Annotated in this window: 18 protein-coding genes; 4 read left to right on the plus strand and 14 right to left on the minus strand. The window is 34.5% G+C overall.

Annotated features, from left to right (window positions below; translation table 11 throughout):
- Window positions 1-6 precede the first annotated feature (6 nt).
- The gene (locus QY331_14520) at window positions 7-3,132 is read left to right on the plus strand and encodes an N-6 DNA methylase (protein WKZ69172.1); all 3,126 of its coding nucleotides are present in this window, start codon (window positions 7-9) and stop codon (window positions 3,130-3,132) included.
- Between the two features lie 263 nt (window positions 3,133-3,395).
- Window positions 3,396-3,956: a hypothetical protein gene (locus tag QY331_14525; protein ID WKZ69173.1), complete on the plus strand. Its 561-nt coding sequence runs from the start codon at window positions 3,396-3,398 to the stop codon at window positions 3,954-3,956.
- 164 nt (window positions 3,957-4,120) lie between these two features.
- Here QY331_14525 and QY331_14530 read toward each other — a convergent pair whose 3' ends face one another.
- The 11 genes from QY331_14530 to QY331_14580 form a co-directional block, all read right to left on the minus strand.
- Window positions 4,121-4,693 (minus strand): YdeI/OmpD-associated family protein, encoded by a 573-nt coding sequence (locus QY331_14530; protein WKZ69174.1) that lies wholly within the window; start codon window positions 4,691-4,693, stop codon window positions 4,121-4,123.
- Between the two features lie 102 nt (window positions 4,694-4,795).
- Window positions 4,796-5,245 (minus strand): large conductance mechanosensitive channel protein MscL, encoded by a 450-nt coding sequence (mscL, locus tag QY331_14535; GenBank protein WKZ69175.1) that lies wholly within the window; start codon window positions 5,243-5,245, stop codon window positions 4,796-4,798.
- Window positions 5,246-5,434: 189 nt separating this feature from the next.
- On the minus strand, window positions 5,435-6,529 hold the full coding sequence (locus QY331_14540; GenBank protein ID WKZ69176.1) for a vWA domain-containing protein: 1,095 nt from the start codon (window positions 6,527-6,529) through the stop codon (window positions 5,435-5,437).
- Window positions 6,530-6,655: 126 nt separating this feature from the next.
- On the minus strand, window positions 6,656-7,027 hold the full coding sequence (locus QY331_14545; protein WKZ69177.1) for a hypothetical protein: 372 nt from the start codon (window positions 7,025-7,027) through the stop codon (window positions 6,656-6,658).
- A gap of 44 nt (window positions 7,028-7,071) precedes the next feature.
- Window positions 7,072-8,232, minus strand: a complete 1,161-nt coding sequence (gene sucC / locus QY331_14550; GenBank protein ID WKZ69178.1) for an ADP-forming succinate--CoA ligase subunit beta — start codon at window positions 8,230-8,232, stop codon at window positions 7,072-7,074.
- A 149-nt stretch (window positions 8,233-8,381) separates the two neighbouring features.
- Window positions 8,382-9,077: a hypothetical protein gene (locus QY331_14555; GenBank protein ID WKZ69179.1), complete on the minus strand. Its 696-nt coding sequence runs from the start codon at window positions 9,075-9,077 to the stop codon at window positions 8,382-8,384.
- Complete coding sequence (locus QY331_14560; protein ID WKZ69180.1) at window positions 9,074-9,913, minus strand: ABC transporter permease subunit; 840 nt, start codon at window positions 9,911-9,913, stop codon at window positions 9,074-9,076. Before QY331_14560 ends, QY331_14555 begins: the two co-directional genes overlap by 4 nt.
- Window positions 9,910-10,830, minus strand: a complete 921-nt coding sequence (locus QY331_14565) for an ABC transporter ATP-binding protein (GenBank protein WKZ69181.1) — start codon at window positions 10,828-10,830, stop codon at window positions 9,910-9,912. Before QY331_14565 ends, QY331_14560 begins: the two co-directional genes overlap by 4 nt.
- Window positions 10,831-10,880: 50 nt before the next feature.
- Complete coding sequence (locus QY331_14570; protein ID WKZ69182.1) at window positions 10,881-13,754, minus strand: glycoside hydrolase family 3 N-terminal domain-containing protein; 2,874 nt, start codon at window positions 13,752-13,754, stop codon at window positions 10,881-10,883.
- Window positions 13,755-13,756: 2 nt separating this feature from the next.
- The gene (locus QY331_14575) at window positions 13,757-15,034 is read right to left on the minus strand and encodes an MFS transporter (GenBank protein WKZ69183.1); all 1,278 of its coding nucleotides are present in this window, start codon (window positions 15,032-15,034) and stop codon (window positions 13,757-13,759) included.
- Window positions 15,031-15,939 (minus strand): BadF/BadG/BcrA/BcrD ATPase family protein, encoded by a 909-nt coding sequence (locus tag QY331_14580; GenBank protein ID WKZ69184.1) that lies wholly within the window; start codon window positions 15,937-15,939, stop codon window positions 15,031-15,033. Before QY331_14580 ends, QY331_14575 begins: the two co-directional genes overlap by 4 nt.
- 134 nt (window positions 15,940-16,073) lie before the next feature.
- On the opposite strand from QY331_14580, the gene QY331_14585 reads away from it, so the two are divergent.
- Window positions 16,074-16,535 carry a hypothetical protein gene (locus QY331_14585; protein ID WKZ69185.1) on the plus strand — a complete coding sequence of 154 codons (462 nt, stop codon included), beginning with the start codon at window positions 16,074-16,076 and terminating at the stop codon, window positions 16,533-16,535.
- On the opposite strand, the gene QY331_14590 is transcribed toward QY331_14585, so the two are convergent.
- The 3 genes from QY331_14590 to QY331_14600 are packed head-to-tail and all read right to left on the minus strand — an operon-like array spanning window position 16,536 to window position 18,724.
- Window positions 16,536-17,732: a FecR domain-containing protein gene (locus tag QY331_14590; GenBank protein ID WKZ69186.1), complete on the minus strand. Its 1,197-nt coding sequence runs from the start codon at window positions 17,730-17,732 to the stop codon at window positions 16,536-16,538.
- The gene (locus QY331_14595) at window positions 17,729-18,259 is read right to left on the minus strand and encodes an RNA polymerase sigma factor (GenBank protein ID WKZ69187.1); all 531 of its coding nucleotides are present in this window, start codon (window positions 18,257-18,259) and stop codon (window positions 17,729-17,731) included. Before QY331_14595 ends, QY331_14590 begins: the two co-directional genes overlap by 4 nt.
- Window positions 18,260-18,316: 57 nt before the next feature.
- Window positions 18,317-18,724: a hypothetical protein gene (locus QY331_14600; GenBank protein ID WKZ69188.1), complete on the minus strand. Its 408-nt coding sequence runs from the start codon at window positions 18,722-18,724 to the stop codon at window positions 18,317-18,319.
- A 73-nt stretch (window positions 18,725-18,797) separates the two neighbouring features.
- Here QY331_14600 and QY331_14605 point away from each other — a divergent pair, with 73 nt between their 5' ends.
- Entirely contained in the window at window positions 18,798-19,691 is an 894-nt protein-coding gene (locus QY331_14605; protein ID WKZ69189.1) for a CHAD domain-containing protein, read from the plus strand.
- Window positions 19,692-19,778: the final 87 nt, after the last annotated feature.

Consider the following 19,778-nt stretch of genomic DNA (forward strand, 5'->3'; position numbering starts at 1 on the left):
CTTTCCATGAAAAATGCTTTTGAAAATTATCTCAATTCAATTTCAAAAAAGTTCAAGCATCCCGAAACAAGCGAAATGGGTTATCGCACAGATTTTGAAATTCTACTAAAAGATATTTTTGAAAAAGTTGTAACCCGCCCGCGAATTGATCACGATGCAAAAGCAAAAGATGGCAACAAACCGGATTTCGCAATTCTTAAACATGATATTTCAATTCTATACATCGAAACAAAAGATATAGGCGTTGATCTCAATAAAATTGAAAAGTCCGAACAGATGGCGCGGTATTTCGGTTATACGAATTTAGTGCTTACCGATTATGTTGAGTTTCGTTTTTACAGAAACGGTCAGCGTTATGACGAACCTATCAAAATTGCCGAATATGATTTAAAGAATAGAACAATCAATCCTTTCCCCGATTCATTTGAACACGCTGCAAAAACATTAATCGATTTTACACAATCACAAAAAGAACCGATTAAGAACGGACTTCATCTTGCAAAAATTATGGGCGGTAAAGCTCAGCGTATCCGCGATAATCTTCTTCAATTTCTTTCTGTTGATTCGGAAAAGAATAATGAAATAAAAAAGATTTATAAAACTCTTCAGAAACTTCTTGTTCACGATCTTAAAGCTGAAACGTTCGCAGATATGTATGCGCAGACTTTAGTTTACGGACTTTTTGTTGCAAGGTATCACGATAAATCACCCGAAAATTTTTCACGAAGAGAAGCTCGTGAACTTGTCCCGACTTCAAACCCGTTTCTTCGTCATTTCTTCGATCATATTGTCGGTCCCGATTTTGACAAACGTCTCGAATACATTGTCGATGAACTTTGCGAAGTTTTTTCTCACGCAAATGTACCCGAGTTAATGAAGCAGTATTTCCGCGATGATTTGTGGGGAAAGACAAATGAAGGTCCCGATCCGGTTATTCATTTTTATGAAGATTTTTTGAGAGAGTACGATGCCGGTCTTCGTAAAAAACTCGGCGCTTATTACACACCGCAGCCGGTTGTTAGATTTATTGTCCGTGCAGTTGATCATCTTCTGCAGAAAGAATTCGGACTACCGAACGGTTTGGCGGATACGACAAAAACTCAAAACGATATTCACAAAGTTCAAATACTTGATCCCGCGGTAGGAACCGGAACATTTTTAAGCGCGGTTATAAGAAGTATTTATTTGCGTTTGAAAGATAACGGACAACTCGGAAGATGGACAACTTATGTTCATCACGATCTGCTTCCACGTATTCATGGTTTTGAAATTATGATGGCGCCTTACACTATTGCTCATCTTAAACTAAGTATGGCTTTTAAGGCAACGGGATTCAAACATTTCAACCGGCGATTGGGAATTTATCTAACTAACTCTCTCGAAGAAGCCGATGAAATCGGCGATCTTTTTACCGGGTTCGGTTTTGCAGAAAGCATAGCCGAAGAATCCAAAGAAGCGGCGCAGATTAAAAACGATACGCCGATTATGGTTGTTATAGGAAACCCGCCTTACAGCGTTAGTTCTTCCAATAAAGGTGATTGGATAACCAACCTGATTAAAGATTACAAAAAAGATTTGAACGAAAGAAACATTCAGCCGTTAAGCGATGATTATATTAAGTTTATCCGTTACGCAGAACATTACATTGAAAAAAACGGAAGCGGAATTGTCGCTATGATAACGAATAATTCTTTTTTGGATGGAATTATTCATAGACAAATGCGTAAACATCTGCTTGAAACATTTGACGAAATTTACATTTTAGATTTACACGGCAACGCGAAGAAAAAAGAAACCGCACCCGACGGAAGCAAAGATGAAAATGTTTTTGATATTCAGCAAGGTGTCGCAATTTCAATAATGATCAAGAAAGTAAATAACGTAGGGGTCGATCATCATCGACCCCGAAGGAATGATAACAATAACACGGTGGACGAAAATATTCTGGGGAACGAAAATATTCGTCCCCTACGGGCAATTGTTAAATTTGCCGAACTTTACGGCAAACGCGAAATAAAATTTGAAAAACTGAATGAAAATAAAATTGATACAATAAAATGGAAAAAATTAAAAACCGCCGAACCGAATTACTTTTTTGTTGAGAAGGATTTTGAATCAATAGAAATGTATGAAAAAGGTTTTAAGATTGATGAGATTTTCTCATCAAGTACATCTGGAGTTAAAACACATAATGATGGTGAATTAGTCAGTCATCGAGAATTTGCTGAGAATAATTATAAATATTTATATCGACCATTTGATGTGAGAAACATTGAATACGATTTGAAGAAAGTTGTTCGACATCGATTTAACGTAATGAAGAATATGCTACAAAATAATATCTCTCTACTGACATGCAGACAACAAAGTAGTTTTGATTTCCAGCACGTTCTAATCACCAAAGTACTAAGTGATATTTGTTCCGTTTCTTTACAAACAAAAGAGTCAACCTACGCATTCCCTCTCTACCTCTACACAGAAGACGGCGAAAAAGTACCGAACCTAAATCAAGAAATAGTTAACGAGTTAGAAAAGACAACCGGTAAAACAGAGCCGAAAGAAATATTAGACTACATTTATGCGGTACTGCACTCACCAAGTTACCGCGAAAAGTACAAAGAATTTTTAAAGATAGATTTCCCGCGTGTGCCGTATCCAAAAGATAAAACCACATTTAATAAGCTGGTAAAACTCGGGACGAAATTACGTGAAATACATTTATTAGAATCACCCGTTGTAAATAAATTTATAACCACATTCCCCAACGACGGTTCATACGAAGTCGGTAAAATAAAATATGTTGTGGATGCAAATCTTGCATCCCCAAAAAACAAAAATGTAGGGGTCGATGATGATCGACCCCAGACAAATAATTCCCACAACATAATGGACACAAAATTTGCGTCCACCACAGGCCATGTGTACATTAACGAAACCCAATATTTCGGCAACGTACCTGAATCCGCGTGGAATTTTTACATCGGCGGATACCAACCCGCACAAAAATGGTTAAAAGACCGCAAAGGCAGAACCCTCACCAACGAAGACATTGAACATTATCAAAAAATCATCGTCGCATTAACCGAAACCGACAGATTGATGAAAGAGATTAACAAAATTGATTTCATTTAACGAATTAATTTGTAATTAAAAATTTTCACAAACATTTATGTTGAGGACAAATATTTTCGTCCCCCAAACAAAATTTAAAATGTAGGGGTCGATCATTATCGACCCGTAACAAATAATATCATAAAGTAGTGGACGCAAATTTTGCGTCCACAAATGCAATATTAATAAAATAATGTAGGGGTCGAATATTTTCGACCCCGAAGCAATATTATTAATCATAAAGCGTAGGGTATGCAAACCTTGCATCCCCAAATAATAACAAAATGAAAAACCGCAAACGTAACAGATTACCCGAGTATGATTATTCCAATCCCGCATGGTATTACGTAACAATATGCACGCATAAGCACATTTATCATTTCGGTGAGGTTAAAAACGGTAAAATGATTTTGAATAAACTCGGGGAAATCACAAAAAAACTTTTAGAAGAAATTCCATCACATTATTCCAATGTAGAATTAGATGAATTTATTGTAATGCCAAATCACATCCATGCAATCATAATAATCAATGACGTAGGGGTCGATCATCATCGACCCCGAAATGTAAATGATAATAATACGACCGGGGACAAAAATACTCTAAGGGTCGAAGATATTCGACCCATACAACCTTCGAATTTATCTAATGTTGTAAAGGGATTTAAAATCGGTGTTACCATATGGTGCAAGAATAATAACATTGCAAACTTCAAATGGCAGCGTTCATTTTATGACAGGATAATTCGCAACGAAAAAGAATTGTACCACATCAGAGATTACATCGAACAAAATCCGTTGCGATGGGAAATTGAAAAAAATATCGAAAATTTGGACTTGATGTAGGGGATGCAAATTTTGCATCCTCTCACAATATTTTTTAACGAACAATCGGGGTCGAAAATATTCCGAGGGTCGAAGATATTCCGGGGGTCGAAAATATTCGACCCCTACGAATCTTGAATCTATCTGATGTTATAGGTGGACGCAAGATTTGTTTCCCCTACAGTCTATCTTTTTAGTAACGGGATTTTTTCATGTTTACCGGATGAATCGATCAATATTTCTAGTCGTTTTAATCTGGTTGTTTCTTGTTTTGCACTCATCACCCATCTGATTGAAGTTTTTCTATATGATGGAGCCAGCATCTCATTGAAAAACTGCCATGCTTTTTTATTCTTTTTAAAAATTTTCTCAAACCTTTTTTCGAGTTGATCACTTTCTTGTTCGTACGAATACACTTTTGATTTATGGGACTTTCTTTTTTTGTACGCCCTAATACCTTCCGGTTTCATTAAGCTAAGCTTAGTAAGTATTTTTACCTTCTCAATGTTTACAGCACTCCAATTGCTGCTTGGCTTCCTTGGGGTAAACCTGATCATATAACTTTCTTCATCAATTGATTTTCTTAAGCCATCAATCCAGCCAAAGCAGATTGCTTCATCTACCGATTCCGACCAGGTAATACTTTTTTTACCTGTTGCAATTTTATAGTAACCAATCCACACTTCATTTAATTTGTTATGATTTTTTTCAAACCATTTTCTTAATTCTTTTTTTGTTTTGAAAAATTTAGGCTGCACACAAATCCTTTTTTGAATATGGTTAGTTTTTTTGAATTAATAAAAAGTAAAACCCGAATCATTAGAATAATCCGGGTTTCGAAAACAAACATTAATGATTTTTTAAGTCAGCGAAGAAGTACAAGCCGGGCATTTGGTTGCTTTAATCGAAATTGTGTTGAAGCAATATGGGCATTCTTTCGTGGTAGCTTCTGCCGGAACTTCTGCTTCTTTCTTTTTTAGTTTATTCATGCCTTTAACGAGTACAAAAATTGCCCAAGCGACAATCAAAAAACTAATAACTGTATTAATAAAAGTACCGTAATTTACTGTAACCGCTCCCGCTTCCTGTGCTTGTTGTAAAGTATCAAAAGGACCGGGAAGCGTACCTTCTTTAATTACAAAGAATAAATTAGAAAAATCTACACCCCCAAGCAGCAATCCAATAGGCGGCATGATAACATCAGATACAAGAGACTTTACAATTGTTCCGAAAGCCGCACCGATAATTATACCGACGGCCATATCAACTACATTCCCCCGCATAGCAAATTCTTTGAACTCTTTGAACATTTCTTACTCCTTATTGGTGAGGATTAAATTTACAAATTATGCTAATTCAAAAAAAGTGTAACAATACTATATTTAAAACAGCAAACCCATCACGTAGATGGGTTTGCCGGCAAGTAGTGAAGTCTCCCTCACTAATATTTGTTAACTGATGTATCAAAATATTAAAGAACAGTAAATTTGTCAATTACATTAGTAAGTGACTCTGTATGTTATTTCTCCATCTGCAGTTGAAGTGTAAACAATAATTTTAACAAGCCACTCTTGTACTGTAGATGAACCCTTCATATATTCAACCAAGTAACTGTTTGATAGTGCGCCAACTACAGGAAGATCTGTCAATACTAAGTTTGTTGCATATCTATCTACAAATTTAACAGTACCGCCTGTACATTTTGACATGTCCCAAGGACGTTCATAACTAGCACTCCAATAACCGGAATAATAAGTTGTATCTTCGCTAAATACAGTATGAACTGTAGCAATACCGCCAATTGTGTTGCATAATTGTGCAGTATTGTATTCACCGCTTGAGCCTGGTTGAGTCGGCTCATCAGTAAAGTTTATAAATACTTTTGAAGCGCCAGATCTCCAGTTGAAATACTGATATCCGAATAAACAACCAACAACACCGTTTTCACCCCAAATACCCGATGCGAACGAAGAAGCGTTTGTTTGTAAAGTTGTAGCATCACCACCGCCGAAACCAACCGTTCGCGAAGTTCCGGTATATCCGCTTCTGTTTAAATAAGTTGATAAGTTTGCTGCTGTTGTAAAATTAAGTGCACCGTTAACACTTCCGTCATAGCCGACACATGCAAATTGAACATCTAATCCGCTATTAGCAAGGGCTGTTGCAAAATTGACAATACCCGTTGCAACAACATCAGCTTCTTCACCCATACTGCCTGAGTTATCAACTGTAAAAACAACATCGGCTTTTAAAGTTGTACCTGTACCTACTTTAGTAACTAACAGTCCTTTTGTAACTCCATTTTGTGTAACAAATAAATTTGATGATGATGGGTTACTTGAATTGTAAAATAGATTAATCGGTTGTTGAGTATTAGGATCAACCAATCCTTGTAAGTTTACGTTAATACGTTCGCCTTGTGCAGAAAATGAAGCCGTCGGTTGAACATTATTTTTTGTCGGGGTTGGTGGTGTTACATTCACCGGATCGGCAGGAATATCTGTATTAGTGTTGTCATCATCTTCGGCTTTATCGCAGCCAAAGAAAATTAAACTCATTGCCACTAACAAAATAAAAAGTAATTTCTTGAACATATACCCTCCTTTAAATAACTGGTTAACTTTAGTTGTTAATCTAAAAGCACAGAATAAAATATGCATTTAGTTATTCAGACACAATAGTCCAATTGTGATTTGAATTGCATAAGAAAAACAAGTGAATTAATTGTTTTGAAAAGTAGTTGTGCTGCTAAAACTACCAAAGGATTTTCGGACTAATAAAAGAATTGATTTTGCGTTCTTTTCGTTGAATTTATAAAAGGATGGTTTGTAATATTTGTATGCAAGACCTTTAACAGACTTTGAAATTATTTCAGGAAGATTACTCTCTTCTGTGATTAAAGTCACTGGTAAAAGCGATAGAATATCGAACAGAGAAATCTCAAGAATTTTTTTAAATTCCGAATCACTCAACTCTTCAATTGAATTAAAGGATTTATTCTTCGAGAGTTTTCTTTGACGCTTAAACTCCAGAGCAAATTGATCATTCAATAAAGATATTGCTGCTTCTGTAGGTAAATTAATTTCTATCATAATTAGTATAAAATTTTGAGGAGAATTAGATTCTCCTCATATTTTTAATTCAAAACTGCCGTAACTTTTTTTGCCGCATCTTGTAAACTTTGTGCGACTTCAAATTTTAAACCGGATTCATTTAATAAAACACCGGCTTCCTCTGCATTAGTTCCTTCTAATCTAACAACAATAGGAACTTGTACGTTTATTTCTTTTACAGCGTCAATAACACCTTGTGCAACTCTATCGCATCTTACAATGCCGCCGAAGATGTTAATTAAAATTGCTTTCACATTTTGATCAGATAAAATAATTTTAAATCCATTTGATACAGTTTCTTTATTTGCACCGCCGCCGACATCTAAAAAGTTTGCAGGTTCACCGCCGGCTAATTTTATTATATCCATTGTAGCCATTGCGAGACCGGCACCGTTGACCATACAACCAACATTACCGTCCAACTTAATGTAATTCAAATTGAATCTTGATGCTTCAATTTCAAGCGGTTCTTCTTCATCATAATCTCTGTATTCGATAATATCCGGATGACGGAATAATGCGTTATCATCAAAATTCATTTTTGCATCGAGAGCAATTACGTTTCCTTCTTTAGTTACAACTAAAGGATTAATTTCGGCTAAAGATGCATCGGTAGCTTCATATGTGTTGTAAAGAGCCATAATAAATTTTACGGCATTCTTTAATTGTTCGCCTTCCAAACCGAGTCCGAATGCTAATTTTCTTGCTTGATAAGCTTGAATACCGACACCGGGATCAATTGCTTCTTTTAGAATTTTCTCGGGAGTTTCGGCAGCAACTTTTTCTATTTCAACACCGCCTTCAGTTGAGACCATAATAACATTTTTTGATGAGACTCTGTCTAATGTAATTCCCAGATAGAGTTCTTTCTCAATATTTATACCTTGTTCGATCAATAATCTCTTTACTAATCTGCCTTCAGGACCGGTTTGATGAGTTATTAAATTCATTCCTAAAATTTGTTTAGCATATTCGCGGACTTCATCTATGCTTTTAGCAACTTTAACACCACCGCCTTTTCCTCTTCCACCGGCATGAATTTGAGCCTTCACAACCCAAACATTTCCACCTATTCTTTTTGCCGCATCTACTGCTTCATCAACATTAAATGCAACTATTCCTTCAGGTACTGCAACTTTAAACTTCCGCAATATCTCTTTTGCTTGATATTCGTGAATTTTCATTAGTTCCTTCCGTTAATTTCCTATTAAAATGTATGCTAAATTAAACGATTTGGGTCTAAGAATCAATTTGGACTGAAATACGTGTTTTAGTGCTAATAGTGGGTTATAATAGCAACTAAAGAGTTTTAAGATCAATCTTACAAATAAATCTATCTTCTTTTTGATTTCTCTTCTTCTATAAAAAATTCATCTTTCAGACCAATATTTACTTTATAGTTTTCGTATTGAACAATTACTGTACCTTCCATCTTACCTTCTTTTTGGGTTTCTTGATTTGATTCAAATTCGCCTGTCATACCCGGTGGTAAATTCATCTGATCGACTTTGAATGAAATTCTTAACTCGGATGGCAGAGCGTGTTCAATTTGTTCACCATATTTAATATCGATTGTAACAGTCCCGCTTTTTTTTGTGGTTGTTTCGATTTTGTAAACAATAAATTTATTCTTATCAATCCAGAGATTCGAGAGCACGACTTCCGACGAATCCGATAACGGAAGTATTTTTATTAAGTAAACAGGATTCTTATTAATTATATCTTCCTTAGCAAAAACCGACGTGTATTCGTCTTTCAATAAATTTGCAGGCGAAAAATTCAATCCTTGTCGAGGAAGTAACGCAAAACCCGTAGATTCCATCTTAATTTTATCGGGTTGTTTAAAATAAATGGTTGCGTGAGTTTCCGGAACTCGAAGAAAATTTACATCAATTTTTATAACTGCTTCAACTTGATAATCTTCTACACTGTTTATCTTTTGTTTGGTTTTTTGAAGTACTTCATTCGGATCAACAGTTTGTGAATATAAAACTGATGCAATAATTAATAGATAAATTATCTTTCTCATGTAAGAATGTCCTTACGATTAAATATATAAGTTGTAACTGCAAATAGAACTACAATATGGCCAAGCAATATTAATCCCGATTCAATTATAACATCGTAACCAACCGGGTCACCAAAAAACTCGCGCCATTTTATCATATGATTTGTGAACAAATACGGTTTAATAAATTCCAATGCTTCAATCGGAAGAGCCGAAATAATAATGAAAACAATAATAACTGCCATTGTTACAACTATAGGTCCGATTGCATTTTCAACCAATGAAGAAAAGAAATACGAAAGCGTGAATACGGTTGTCATACTTATCATAGCAAAGCCGTACGCTAATACAAATCGCCAAATAACATCGTCAGCGGCAAAGATGTAAACTTTATCCCTCAATACAATTAATTCACCCGGACCAAAGATCAACAAACTTACACCCATGCTGATAATCAATAACCAAGCAAGTAAAAGATTTGTGTAAATGAATCCGGCAATAAATTTTGAGAAAGCAATACTAAAACGGGAAACCGGTCTGGTAACTAACATTCTATAAGTACCCGAAGTTGCTTCGCCGGCAAAAAGATCACTACCAACAAGAACAATTAAGAATGGTATGTGTATGAACAATGCCTGTAAAATCAAATATGCTACTAAATAACCGTTCAATAAATTGCCGACAAAGAAAAACGAATCTTTGAGATTTCTTGTAGCGAAATCGACATATCCTTCACCGTTGAAATAAAGGGATATCTGAACAATCGGTACCAAAACAGCAATAGCGCCAAACCCGATATACGTTCTCAATTTTCTAAATATTTTAGATAGTTCGATCGAGATTAATTTAATTATCATTCGGTTGTCTCGGTAATTCTTAGGAAATAATCTTCTAATGATCTGATCGGAATAATTGCACTTACATTGATTCCGTTTTGTATTAAGTATGAATTCAATTCCGGTATTTCACTTTTCTGCATTTCAAATACCAGTTGATTTTTTTCTTTTTGCACAAATGAATCAACCCATTGAGTTAATTCTATAACCTCAAATGCTTTCATAATGTCATCAACTTCAATACTTACTTTTAAGAAATCGGGATTTAATAATTCATCGACTGTGCCTTCAACTTTTGTTGAACCTTTGTTGATTATAATCATTCTGTTTGCGATTAACTCAACTTCGTGAAGTATGTGAGATGAAAGAAAAATTGTTTTATTCTGTTCTTTACTTAAACGAATAATTAAGTCACGGATTTCCTTCATTCCTTGTGGATCTAAACCGGTGGTAGGTTCATCAAGAATAATAAGTTCGGGATCATGAAGAAGTGCTTGTGCTATTCCGAGTCTTTGTTTCATTCCATGCGAAAATGTTTTTACTTTACTGTTATATCTTTTATCCAATCCAATTATTTCGAGATGTTTCATTAAATTTTGTTTTGAAACATCGGCACCGGAAATTTTACCAAGTATTTCCAAATTTTTATAGGCTGTTAAGTACAGATAAAAATCCGGTTTCTCAACAATTGCACCTATCTTCTTTAAGATTTCTAATCGATTTTTCTGAAGCGATTTCCCAAATATTTTAATATTACCGGATGTCGGTTTAATTAATGTAAGCAACATTCGGATTGTTGTACTTTTCCCTGCTCCATTAGGACCAAGAAAACCAAACACATCGCCGCGATAGACATTCAAGTCTAGGTTATTAACTGCAATAAGATTTTTGTACTTTTTAGTTAACCCGGAAACTTCGATAATCTTTTCGTTTTCCAAACAATCCTCAAAATTTTGTAATTAGACGAAGCTGAGATTAAAAATGTTCTTTAATTTGTTACGGATTTATAAATAGCATCATGTAGAACTGATCGGAATGGAATGATCTTCGTATTGTCACGTGTTGGAAAAACTCTATTGGATAAAAGAATAACAAACAATTTTTCATCCTTATCAACCCAAATTGATGTGCCGGTAAATCCGGTATGACCAAATGAATTTTTAGAAAATAATTTTCCGGCAGATGATTTTTCTTCCGATTTAGTATCCCAACCTAAAGCTCGTGAACTTAGTTCCGAATTTGTCTTGGTAAAAAGATCAATTGTTTCTTTTTTGAAAAATTGTTTATCCCCGACTTTACCTTCATTAACGTACAAGTAGATTAATTTTGCTAAATCTTCAGAAGTAGAAAACAATCCGGCATGTCCCGCAACTCCGTTTAATAGATACGCGGTTTCATCATGAACTTTCCCTTTCATCAATTGCATTCTCCAATAATTATCTTGTTCGGTCGGAACACAATTGTACCAAACTTTTGGCGATGGATTGAAAAATGTGTTTTTCATACCGAGTTTATCGAACAGATTTTCTTTTAGATAAACATCGAATTTCATGTTGGTAATCTTCTCTATGACTTTCTGAAGAACAATCATTCCCAGATCACTATATTGATATTTTATTCCCGGCTTAAAATCCAATTCAATATTCATGATTGAATTAATAACTTCATCCGCTGTTTTATGTGTTTTATGAAAAGGTCTAAATGCGGGCAATCCGGAATTATGAAGTAATAAATTTTTTATTGTTATTCTATCTTTACCGTTGTTATCAAACTGCGGCAAATATTCAATAACTTTATCTTCCAACGAAATTTTACCCTGATCATAGAGAAGCATAACCGCAGAAGTCGTTCCGATTACTTTTGTCAATGATGCAATATCAAAAATTGAATTGTCTTCAATTCTCTTTGCTCCTTTTTCATAAGTACCGGAACCAAAATTATTTCTGTAGATTACTCTCCCTCTATGTCCGACTAATAATTGTGCACCGGGAAAAACTTTTTCTGATACCGCATTTCTCATCAATGAATCAACCGAACTAAAAATATAGTTTGAATCCGATCGCATTTTTTGAAAGAATATATTTTTAGCATTCTTTTGTAACCCGGTTCCGAAATCAAATTGGGTTTTAGGAATTTTGATCGGAAGTTTTCCACGGATTGCAATATTTCCCAGCAAAGAATTTATTGCTGATGACTGAGTAACTGCTACGTTTCCGTATGCCGCAAAGTAAGTCGGTATTTCCGGAACTTCCGCTAACAGATATGGATTTCCAAAACTTAACGCAATCGTCGGTTTACCATTTTTTATTATATCTCTTATAAAATTAAACTGATCTTGATGAAGATCTATTGTTCCTTTTGATGATCTGACGTTTGCATAGATTGATAAAATAACAAGATCACTTTCAGAAACTTCTTCAAGAATTTTCTTGTAATCTTTTTCTGTGCTACTAAAATTCATTCTAAAATTTTTAACGTATCCAAGTTCTTGATTTAACACTTCTTCAAAAAGAAACGGATCTTCAATTGTTTTGGCAAATCGCGAATCACTTATTGTAACAGAAATTACTTTTGAATAATCGTCAGGGTTAATTGGTATGATATTCTGTTCATCTTTAACTAAAGTAATTGAACTTTCAGCGATGTCTTGTGCTAATCTAAAATGGGATCGTTTGTTTATTTCTTTTCTGGCTTGATGAATATCTACATATTTGTTTTCATCAAGCTTCAACCATTTTTTAACTTTCAAAATCTTTCTAACCGATTCATTAATTCTCTCTTCCGAAATTCTTCCTAGATTTACAGCATCAACAATACCATCAATCATTTCTTTTTCTTTGCTGGGGAATAACAAAATATCGCAGCCAGCTTGAATTGAAAGCAAACCGATTTGTGCTTGTGTATAATCATTCGTTAAAGCTTGCATGTTGAGTGCATCTGTTACAACCAATCCGTCAAATCCCATTTCATTTTTTAGAAGAGTAGTGACTACATTATATGAAAAAGTTGCCGGAGCGCCTTCAACATCTGTTAATTCTGGTACATCAAGATGACCTATCATTACTGATTTTACACCTGCATCAATTGCAAATTGAAATGCTTTTAGGTCAACTTCCCAAAGTTCTTTTTTAGTTAATTCAATCAGCGGAAGTTCATTATGCGAATCTAAATCTGTTGCACCATGACCGGGAAAATGTTTTGCGGTAGATATCAAGTTGCTTTCATGCATTCCTCTTATGAAAGCATCAGAATGAATTGCAATAACATCCGGGTCGGATGAATATGCTCTTACATTTATAATTGGATTTCTATAATCATGAATTACATCAACTAACGGTGCATAGTTTTGATGCACTCCAAGTACTCTTGCTTCCTGCCCTACAATCCTCCCCATATAGTAATCATTTTTTGGATTTCCCGAAGCAGCAAATGCCATTTTATACGGGAACTCAACTGCATCGGATAAACGCATACCCAGTCCGCGCTCATAGTCGGCTGAAATTAAGAGAGGAATTTTTGATCTCTTCTGAAGTTGGTTAATTATAGCCGTTTGATTTTCTATATCACCGGCTAAAAAAATAATCCCACCTACTTGTTCATCCTCTACAAGTTTCTTCAATCTATTGTATTGTCTGGAATACTTTATCGTATCTTGTCCATTTGCATACGGTATAACCAGCTGCGCAATTTTTTTGCGAAGTGTTAATGAATTTAATGTTGATTCAACCCATTTTTGGTCGTCTTGCGATAAAGGAAATAATTTATCAAAGGTATGCTTGGGTTTACGAAGCTGCGTAATATTCTCGGAAGGAATGATTATCGAAATTAATAATATTATCAAAAATCCTACAGCAGTTCGCATGACTATTTTTCTTTCTTAATCCCGAATAGCGGATCGATTTTAATAAATTTTGTGATCACAAATGCCGGTATTGTTGCTATTAAAATCCAGATAAAAAACATTTTATAACCCAGTGCTTCTTGAAGCCAACCGCTGAACATTCCGGGGATCATCATTCCCAGAGCCATAAAACCCGTTGTAATCGCGAAGTGTGCTGTTTTATGTTCTCCTTCTGAAACATATATCATAAAAAGCATGTATGCAGTAAAACCAAATCCATATCCAAATTGTTCAACTGCAATTAATGAAGATATCATATAGAATGATTCGGGTTGAAGAAGAGACATATATACATAAACTGTATTCGGCAAGTTGATTGCGATCAACATCCACCATAGCCACTTTTTAAGCCCGTCTTTTGAACAAACAATTCCACCAAGAATTCCTCCGATCATCAATGCAATCAATCCGATAGTGCCATAAATTAAACCAACTTCGGATGTAGTTAATTCTAATCCGCCTATTTCTCTTTTATCTAATAGAAATGGTGCTGCTATTTTAACGAGCTGGGCTTCGCTGAATCTATAGAAAAGTAAAAATCCTATTGTTATTAAAATTCCTTTCTTCTTAAAGAACATTAAGAATGTATTGATGAAATCTTCGAAAAACTTTTTTGCGGAAACTGCTTTGCGAGATACATCAACACCCGGATAAGGTAAGGCGAAATAATGATAGATAAAAAATAGAACGAATAATCCGGCAAGAATAACAAATACAATTACCCATGCTGTTTTTATGCTGTATAATTCTTCGAAATACCCTGCAAGTATTACAAGAAGACCCTGTCCGGTTAACATCGCAAAACGATAAAATGTACTTCTTATTCCGACAAAAAATGCTTGGTGATGTTCACTCAAACCAAGCATATAAAACCCATCGGCTGCAATGTCATGTGTAGCAGAACTGAAAGCCATCAGCCAAAAAAATAATAAAGTAAGTTGAATATAATTATCCGCCGGGATTGTTAATGCAATTCCGCCTAAACCGGCACCAATAATTAACTGCATTGCTAAAATCCAAGCCCGTTTTGTTTTAAACAGATCAACAACCGGACTCCATAATGGTTTTATAACCCAAGGCAAATAAAGCCAGCTTGTGTAAAGAGCAATGTCTGTGTTCGATAAGCCAAGCCGCTTATACATTATAACAGAGACAGTCATTACAATAATATAGGGCATGCCTTCCGCAAAATACAACGAAGGGACCCAAGTCCAAGGACTTCTGATTTTTCTTTCCTTCATTCAATTCCTTTGAATAAATTCTTAGCTATAAGAACAGCACCAAACTCGGCGCTATGTTTTGGTTCAATAATTTTTAATTGAGGCAGTTTTTTATTTATAATATCGGTAAGCATTTTTTTGTAATAATTTTCAGATTGAAGAAGTCCGCCTGTTAAAATTAAATTAAGTCGATCAAATTTTACTGAATCACACATTGCTTTTAAATGTATTAGCAATTCATTAGCTTCACTTTGCAAAATGTTTATAGCATCTTGAATTCCTTTTGATGCCGCATTAATTACAACTTCAGCAAATTGTGATATTTCATAATTGTTTTTATAAATCAGATCGATCAGTTCATTTGTTGAATTTACTTTTAATTCTGTTTTAGCTATGAGAAACAATTCACTTTTATTAATTCTACCATCAACCATTTTAGAAAATAAGTTTAATCCCTTTTGACCGATGGAATAACCTGAACCTTCATCACCTATTAATCTTCCAAATCCGCCAACTCGATTTATTATATTCTCAATTTTATAAAATAAGATGGAGCCTGTTCCGGCAATCAAAATTGCACCGTCTTCATTTTCGAATGCACCTTTAATTGTGATCTCTGCATCGGATACAACTTTTATATGTTGAGTTTTGGGAAGACTCTCACTTAAATAATCCTGAAATTTTTCAGCACTGTCTTTCCTTCCGGCTCCGGCAGTTCCAATAACTAATGCAATTTCGTGATCTTTGTAATTATTGAGATGTGGATCGAGTAAATTAATTACATTGAGAACCGCTTCTTCAAATCCAATTTTAAGAAAATTTGAAGCTCCGCCAACGTCTTCTGTCAATACATTTAAGTTTTCATCGGTAATTAACAATTTAGTATTACTGCCGCCGCCGTCAATTCCGCATAGAATTCTTTTCATGGTAAGTTTTTTTAGTTATTAAATCCAAAATAGATAATTAGAATAGAACTTAAAAATTATTTGTATATCATTTCACTTGTTTATCAGTTACGATCTTTTATATTTTAAAACGCCTTACTAAAGAAAGGAATAAGATGATTGACTTTACCATAAATCAATATTTTCATATTGCCTTACTCGGAGGCATACTTGCCACAAGCGGTATGACGGCCATCCTGTATATTTTTGATAAAGCAGGACTAGCCAATGGCGACATGGTGAGGGCTGTCGGAAGTTTGATTACAAAAAAGTATGAAAATGCTTTGATTCCCGGATTATTATTACACTATTCTTCGGGTATTTTTTTCTCAATTGTTTATGCTCTTGCAATTGATTTGTTTAATACGGTTACAGTAGAAAGTTCAATTGCATACGGGGTAGCAATAGGAATATTTCATGGAGCGGTAGTAGCTTTGGTCTTAGTTGTAATTATCGCAGAACATCATCCTTTGGAAAAATTTCAGAAAACCGGAATAGCAGTTGCGGTATTACATTGGGCGGCTCACATTGTGTTTGGTTTAATTGTCGGAATAATCGTGGGAATTACTGTTATTTAATTATATCTGCCATTCAATTTCATTGTGCCAAAGTTCGAGCATTTTCTTATCCAGCTTAATAATTCCCTCTTGTGTAATTCCGGGAACAACCGGATAAAATTCGTTTAACTTTTGGTAAATCGGAATGCGGTCTGCCGGTGTTTTGGCTTTTGGAATAAGGTATAAAAGTGTCATGCCGTCTAATGGTTGAGCAATATTCAAAACTTTTCCAAAATCTGCAATTGAAGGAGTACCAAAACTTATTTTATCCACAAGGGAAATTAAACTTGAATCTGCAGCGATATGATAAGGAATTCCAATTGTGCCATCACTTGAAATTGTGCATTTATGATCTTGAACGAGTGTAATTTCTTCTTTAGAATTGGAAACTTTTAAAATGCCATTAGCGGTTTCCAAATTCAGAAACGATACGTTGTTAATTGAAGCAGTAAAATTTCCGGTTATAATTTTTAATTCTGCTTGAGGGGTAATAATAGTTAATCTTGGATCATCAATTTTACAAACAGCATCCAATCTTCCGGAGGTAAGTGAAATGATATTTTCAGAATCTTTTCCTTTCAATACTTTTAACGAGGAGAAACTTCTTAAATCAACTCTTCCTGCATTAGGGATATTAATTGAAACTTTTGTCGAATCTTCGGTGGTGATAATTTGATTATTATCTATTGTTGATGCACTCGATGTCGGAACGATTGAATAATTACCATAATTCAATTTTAAGTTCCACGGTAAGTTGGTATTAAAAAAATCATAAATAAAATATCCGCCAACAATAAGAATCACTGCTAGTATAGCAATTAAAGGTTTCTTTGGTAAACTCTTCTTTTCAAATGTGTTTACAAGATCTCTGTCTACTGATTTTGCAGAAATACCTGAATCTAACTTTAGACGTTTTCTTTTCTCACCCTCGCTCTCGGTTTGTTCGGTAATCTCTCGTATCTTTTTCTGTTTATCAGATTTGATTTTTTCCAAACTCTGGGATAGTAACTCATCGGAAATTTTGCTCAACACTGTCTGCGGTGTTTTAATGCCTATTGGAAGTGATTGAGCCTTCTTTATTAATTTATTTAGTAATTCATATTCGGCAGCAAGGTCTTCGTATTCTTCGAGGTAAGATTCAATAGTATCCTTTTCGTCTAAAGAAAGTAGTCCGTCAAAATAATCGTGCATTAAATTTCTAACGTCGTCTCTGGTCATTGAATATCGACTCCCGTTAAAGTTGCACGAGAATTTCTTATGATTCTTTTTATTTCATCAATTGTGAGATCACCAAAAAAACCTGCTATTTCTTCATAATCGTAACCTTCAACATCATGCAATACAAAAATAGTACGTTCAAGTTCTGGTAGTTCTAAAATTGTGCTTTCAAATTGACTATTGGTATGAACACGATTAAAAATTGTCGAATCATTTTTCTTTTCGGCGGGATAAACCTTTGCTCGAACTTCGCGGGTTCGTAATTCCTCCATAATTTCAAATACCGCAATTCCTCTTAACCATGCAGTTACAGCAGTATCTTCGCGAACAAATTTGATATTCTGCCATGCCGAAAGAAATACATCTTTTGTAACTTCTTCGGCAATATTTGCATCACCTAAACACAATCCGCAAATTGCATATACTCTAGCAAGATTAATCTCACAAAGCTCTAAAAAGGAATTCTTTCTCCCTTTTTGAGATAAATTGATTAGATACTTTATATATGTTACGTTCGGTGCCTGCAATCTACTCTCTATTAATAGATAAAAAGATTTCGATGTAAAAGTTAACTAATGTGAGAATCAGTTTCTAACTAAAATTTGCATCTCGCCATATCGATTTTTATTGTTTTTAGAGATTCTTGCAATAATTCTTACAGGATTGTTTCCATCATAACCATTTAAATCGCCTTTTGCATCGATGTTTACCCTCTGATTATTTGCGACAAGTGAAACCGAAAACTTACCGAGTTCATTGCGGGTAAATTCACTAGGAAGTTGAAACCCATTATATGATCCACCACCTCCTCCAAGATTTGTCGGCTTCTTATAATACTCTTCGGCTTTTGATAATATTGTAAGACTATGACTAATTAATTGTTCGCGCGCGCTATCCTGCGAGTAAACTTGAAACATCTGCAAGCCGGTTACAATAGCCAATCCGATGATAATAACTCCAAGAGTAATATATAAAAGTTGCGCAGTACCCATTCTACATGCCGATTATTATTGATAAATTATAATATGAATATTATCCTATTTGTTCAATAGCGCAAAGTTATCAATGAACTTTAAAATTATACATAACGACCCTATAAATAGGGAAATAAAACGAATTGCAATTGAGTTGCTCGATGATTCGATTTCACGCTTAGGAGTTGTTCAAACTTCATTTGATGTATCAATACACGAAACACGTAAAAATTTTAAGAAAATGCGAGGACTACTGCGATTAGTAAGAAATGAACTTGGTGAAGATATTTTCAAAAAGGAAAATATCTTGTTCAGAGATACAGGAAGAATTCTTTCACCTATCAGAGATGCTGCGGTTATGGTCGAATCCTTAAACTTGATAAAAAAGAATTATTCAAATGAGATAAAGCAAAACGAATATGATCTGTTAAAAAAGAATTTATCAGTACGAGCAAGACGAGTACGCTCGCAATTCAAAAAGAATAAGGAATTAATTGAAGCAGTTATAAATATTCTAGAAAATCATAAATCCGATATAATTAAACTTCCTCTTCGAAAAAAAACTTTTACACAATTAATACCGAGTATTAATTTAGTTTACGAACGAGGACTAAATGCTATGCAAACTGCTGTGAGATATCCATCTGCGTCTAATTTTCACGAGTGGAGAAAACGAGCTAAATATTTGTGGTACCAGACTCGAATCTTAGAAGATGCATGGCCGGAATATATGACTTTGCTAGCTGCTAAACTTTCACAGCTTTCAGATGTATTAGGCTTAGAACATGATCTTGCCGAATTAAGGAATTTGTTAATGAAAGAATCTACTCTTTGTACTAATAAAGAATTTCAAACAAAACTTTTTAATTACATCGGGCAGGAAAGATTAAAATTACAAAGTGATGCAAAATCATTATCACCATTTATTTATTCTGAAACTCCTGAAAATTTTTCCGGAAGATTACAAGCATATTGGACTCAATAAATATTTATCCAAAATTGCTGTTATTGCAAACCAAACCACTTCAATAAAACTTTTACAATTCTTTTACAATATATTCTCTTGATCCGG

This window comes from Melioribacteraceae bacterium (assembly GCA_030584085.1).
GTDB lineage: Bacteria > Bacteroidota > Ignavibacteria > Ignavibacteriales > Melioribacteraceae > SURF-28.

Excerpts from the sequence above, each read along its gene's own strand:
- sucC (WKZ69178.1), bottom strand. The coding sequence starts at position 8,232 with ATGAAAATTCACGAATATCAAGCAAAAGAGATATTGCGGAAGTTTAAA.
- QY331_14540 (WKZ69176.1), bottom strand. The coding sequence starts at position 6,529 with ATGTTCAAGAAATTACTTTTTATTTTGTTAGTGGCAATGAGTTTAATT.
- QY331_14545 (WKZ69177.1), bottom strand. The coding sequence starts at position 7,027 with ATGATAGAAATTAATTTACCTACAGAAGCAGCAATATCTTTATTGAAT.
- QY331_14555 (WKZ69179.1), bottom strand. The coding sequence starts at position 9,077 with ATGAGAAAGATAATTTATCTATTAATTATTGCATCAGTTTTATATTCA.
- QY331_14570 (WKZ69182.1), bottom strand. The coding sequence starts at position 13,754 with ATGCGAACTGCTGTAGGATTTTTGATAATATTATTAATTTCGATAATC.
- QY331_14590 (WKZ69186.1), bottom strand. The coding sequence starts at position 17,732 with ATGACCAGAGACGACGTTAGAAATTTAATGCACGATTATTTTGACGGA.
- QY331_14600 (WKZ69188.1), bottom strand. The coding sequence starts at position 18,724 with ATGGGTACTGCGCAACTTTTATATATTACTCTTGGAGTTATTATCATC.
- QY331_14520 (WKZ69172.1), top strand. The coding sequence starts at position 7 with ATGAAAAATGCTTTTGAAAATTATCTCAATTCAATTTCAAAAAAGTTC.
- QY331_14575 (WKZ69183.1), bottom strand. The coding sequence starts at position 15,034 with ATGAAGGAAAGAAAAATCAGAAGTCCTTGGACTTGGGTCCCTTCGTTG.
- QY331_14580 (WKZ69184.1), bottom strand. The coding sequence starts at position 15,939 with ATGAAAAGAATTCTATGCGGAATTGACGGCGGCGGCAGTAATACTAAA.
- QY331_14560 (WKZ69180.1), bottom strand. The coding sequence starts at position 9,913 with ATGATAATTAAATTAATCTCGATCGAACTATCTAAAATATTTAGAAAA.
- mscL (WKZ69175.1), bottom strand. The coding sequence starts at position 5,245 with ATGTTCAAAGAGTTCAAAGAATTTGCTATGCGGGGGAATGTAGTTGAT.
- QY331_14585 (WKZ69185.1), top strand. The coding sequence starts at position 16,074 with ATGATTGACTTTACCATAAATCAATATTTTCATATTGCCTTACTCGGA.
- QY331_14525 (WKZ69173.1), top strand. The coding sequence starts at position 3,396 with ATGAAAAACCGCAAACGTAACAGATTACCCGAGTATGATTATTCCAAT.
- QY331_14605 (WKZ69189.1), top strand. The coding sequence starts at position 18,798 with ATGAACTTTAAAATTATACATAACGACCCTATAAATAGGGAAATAAAA.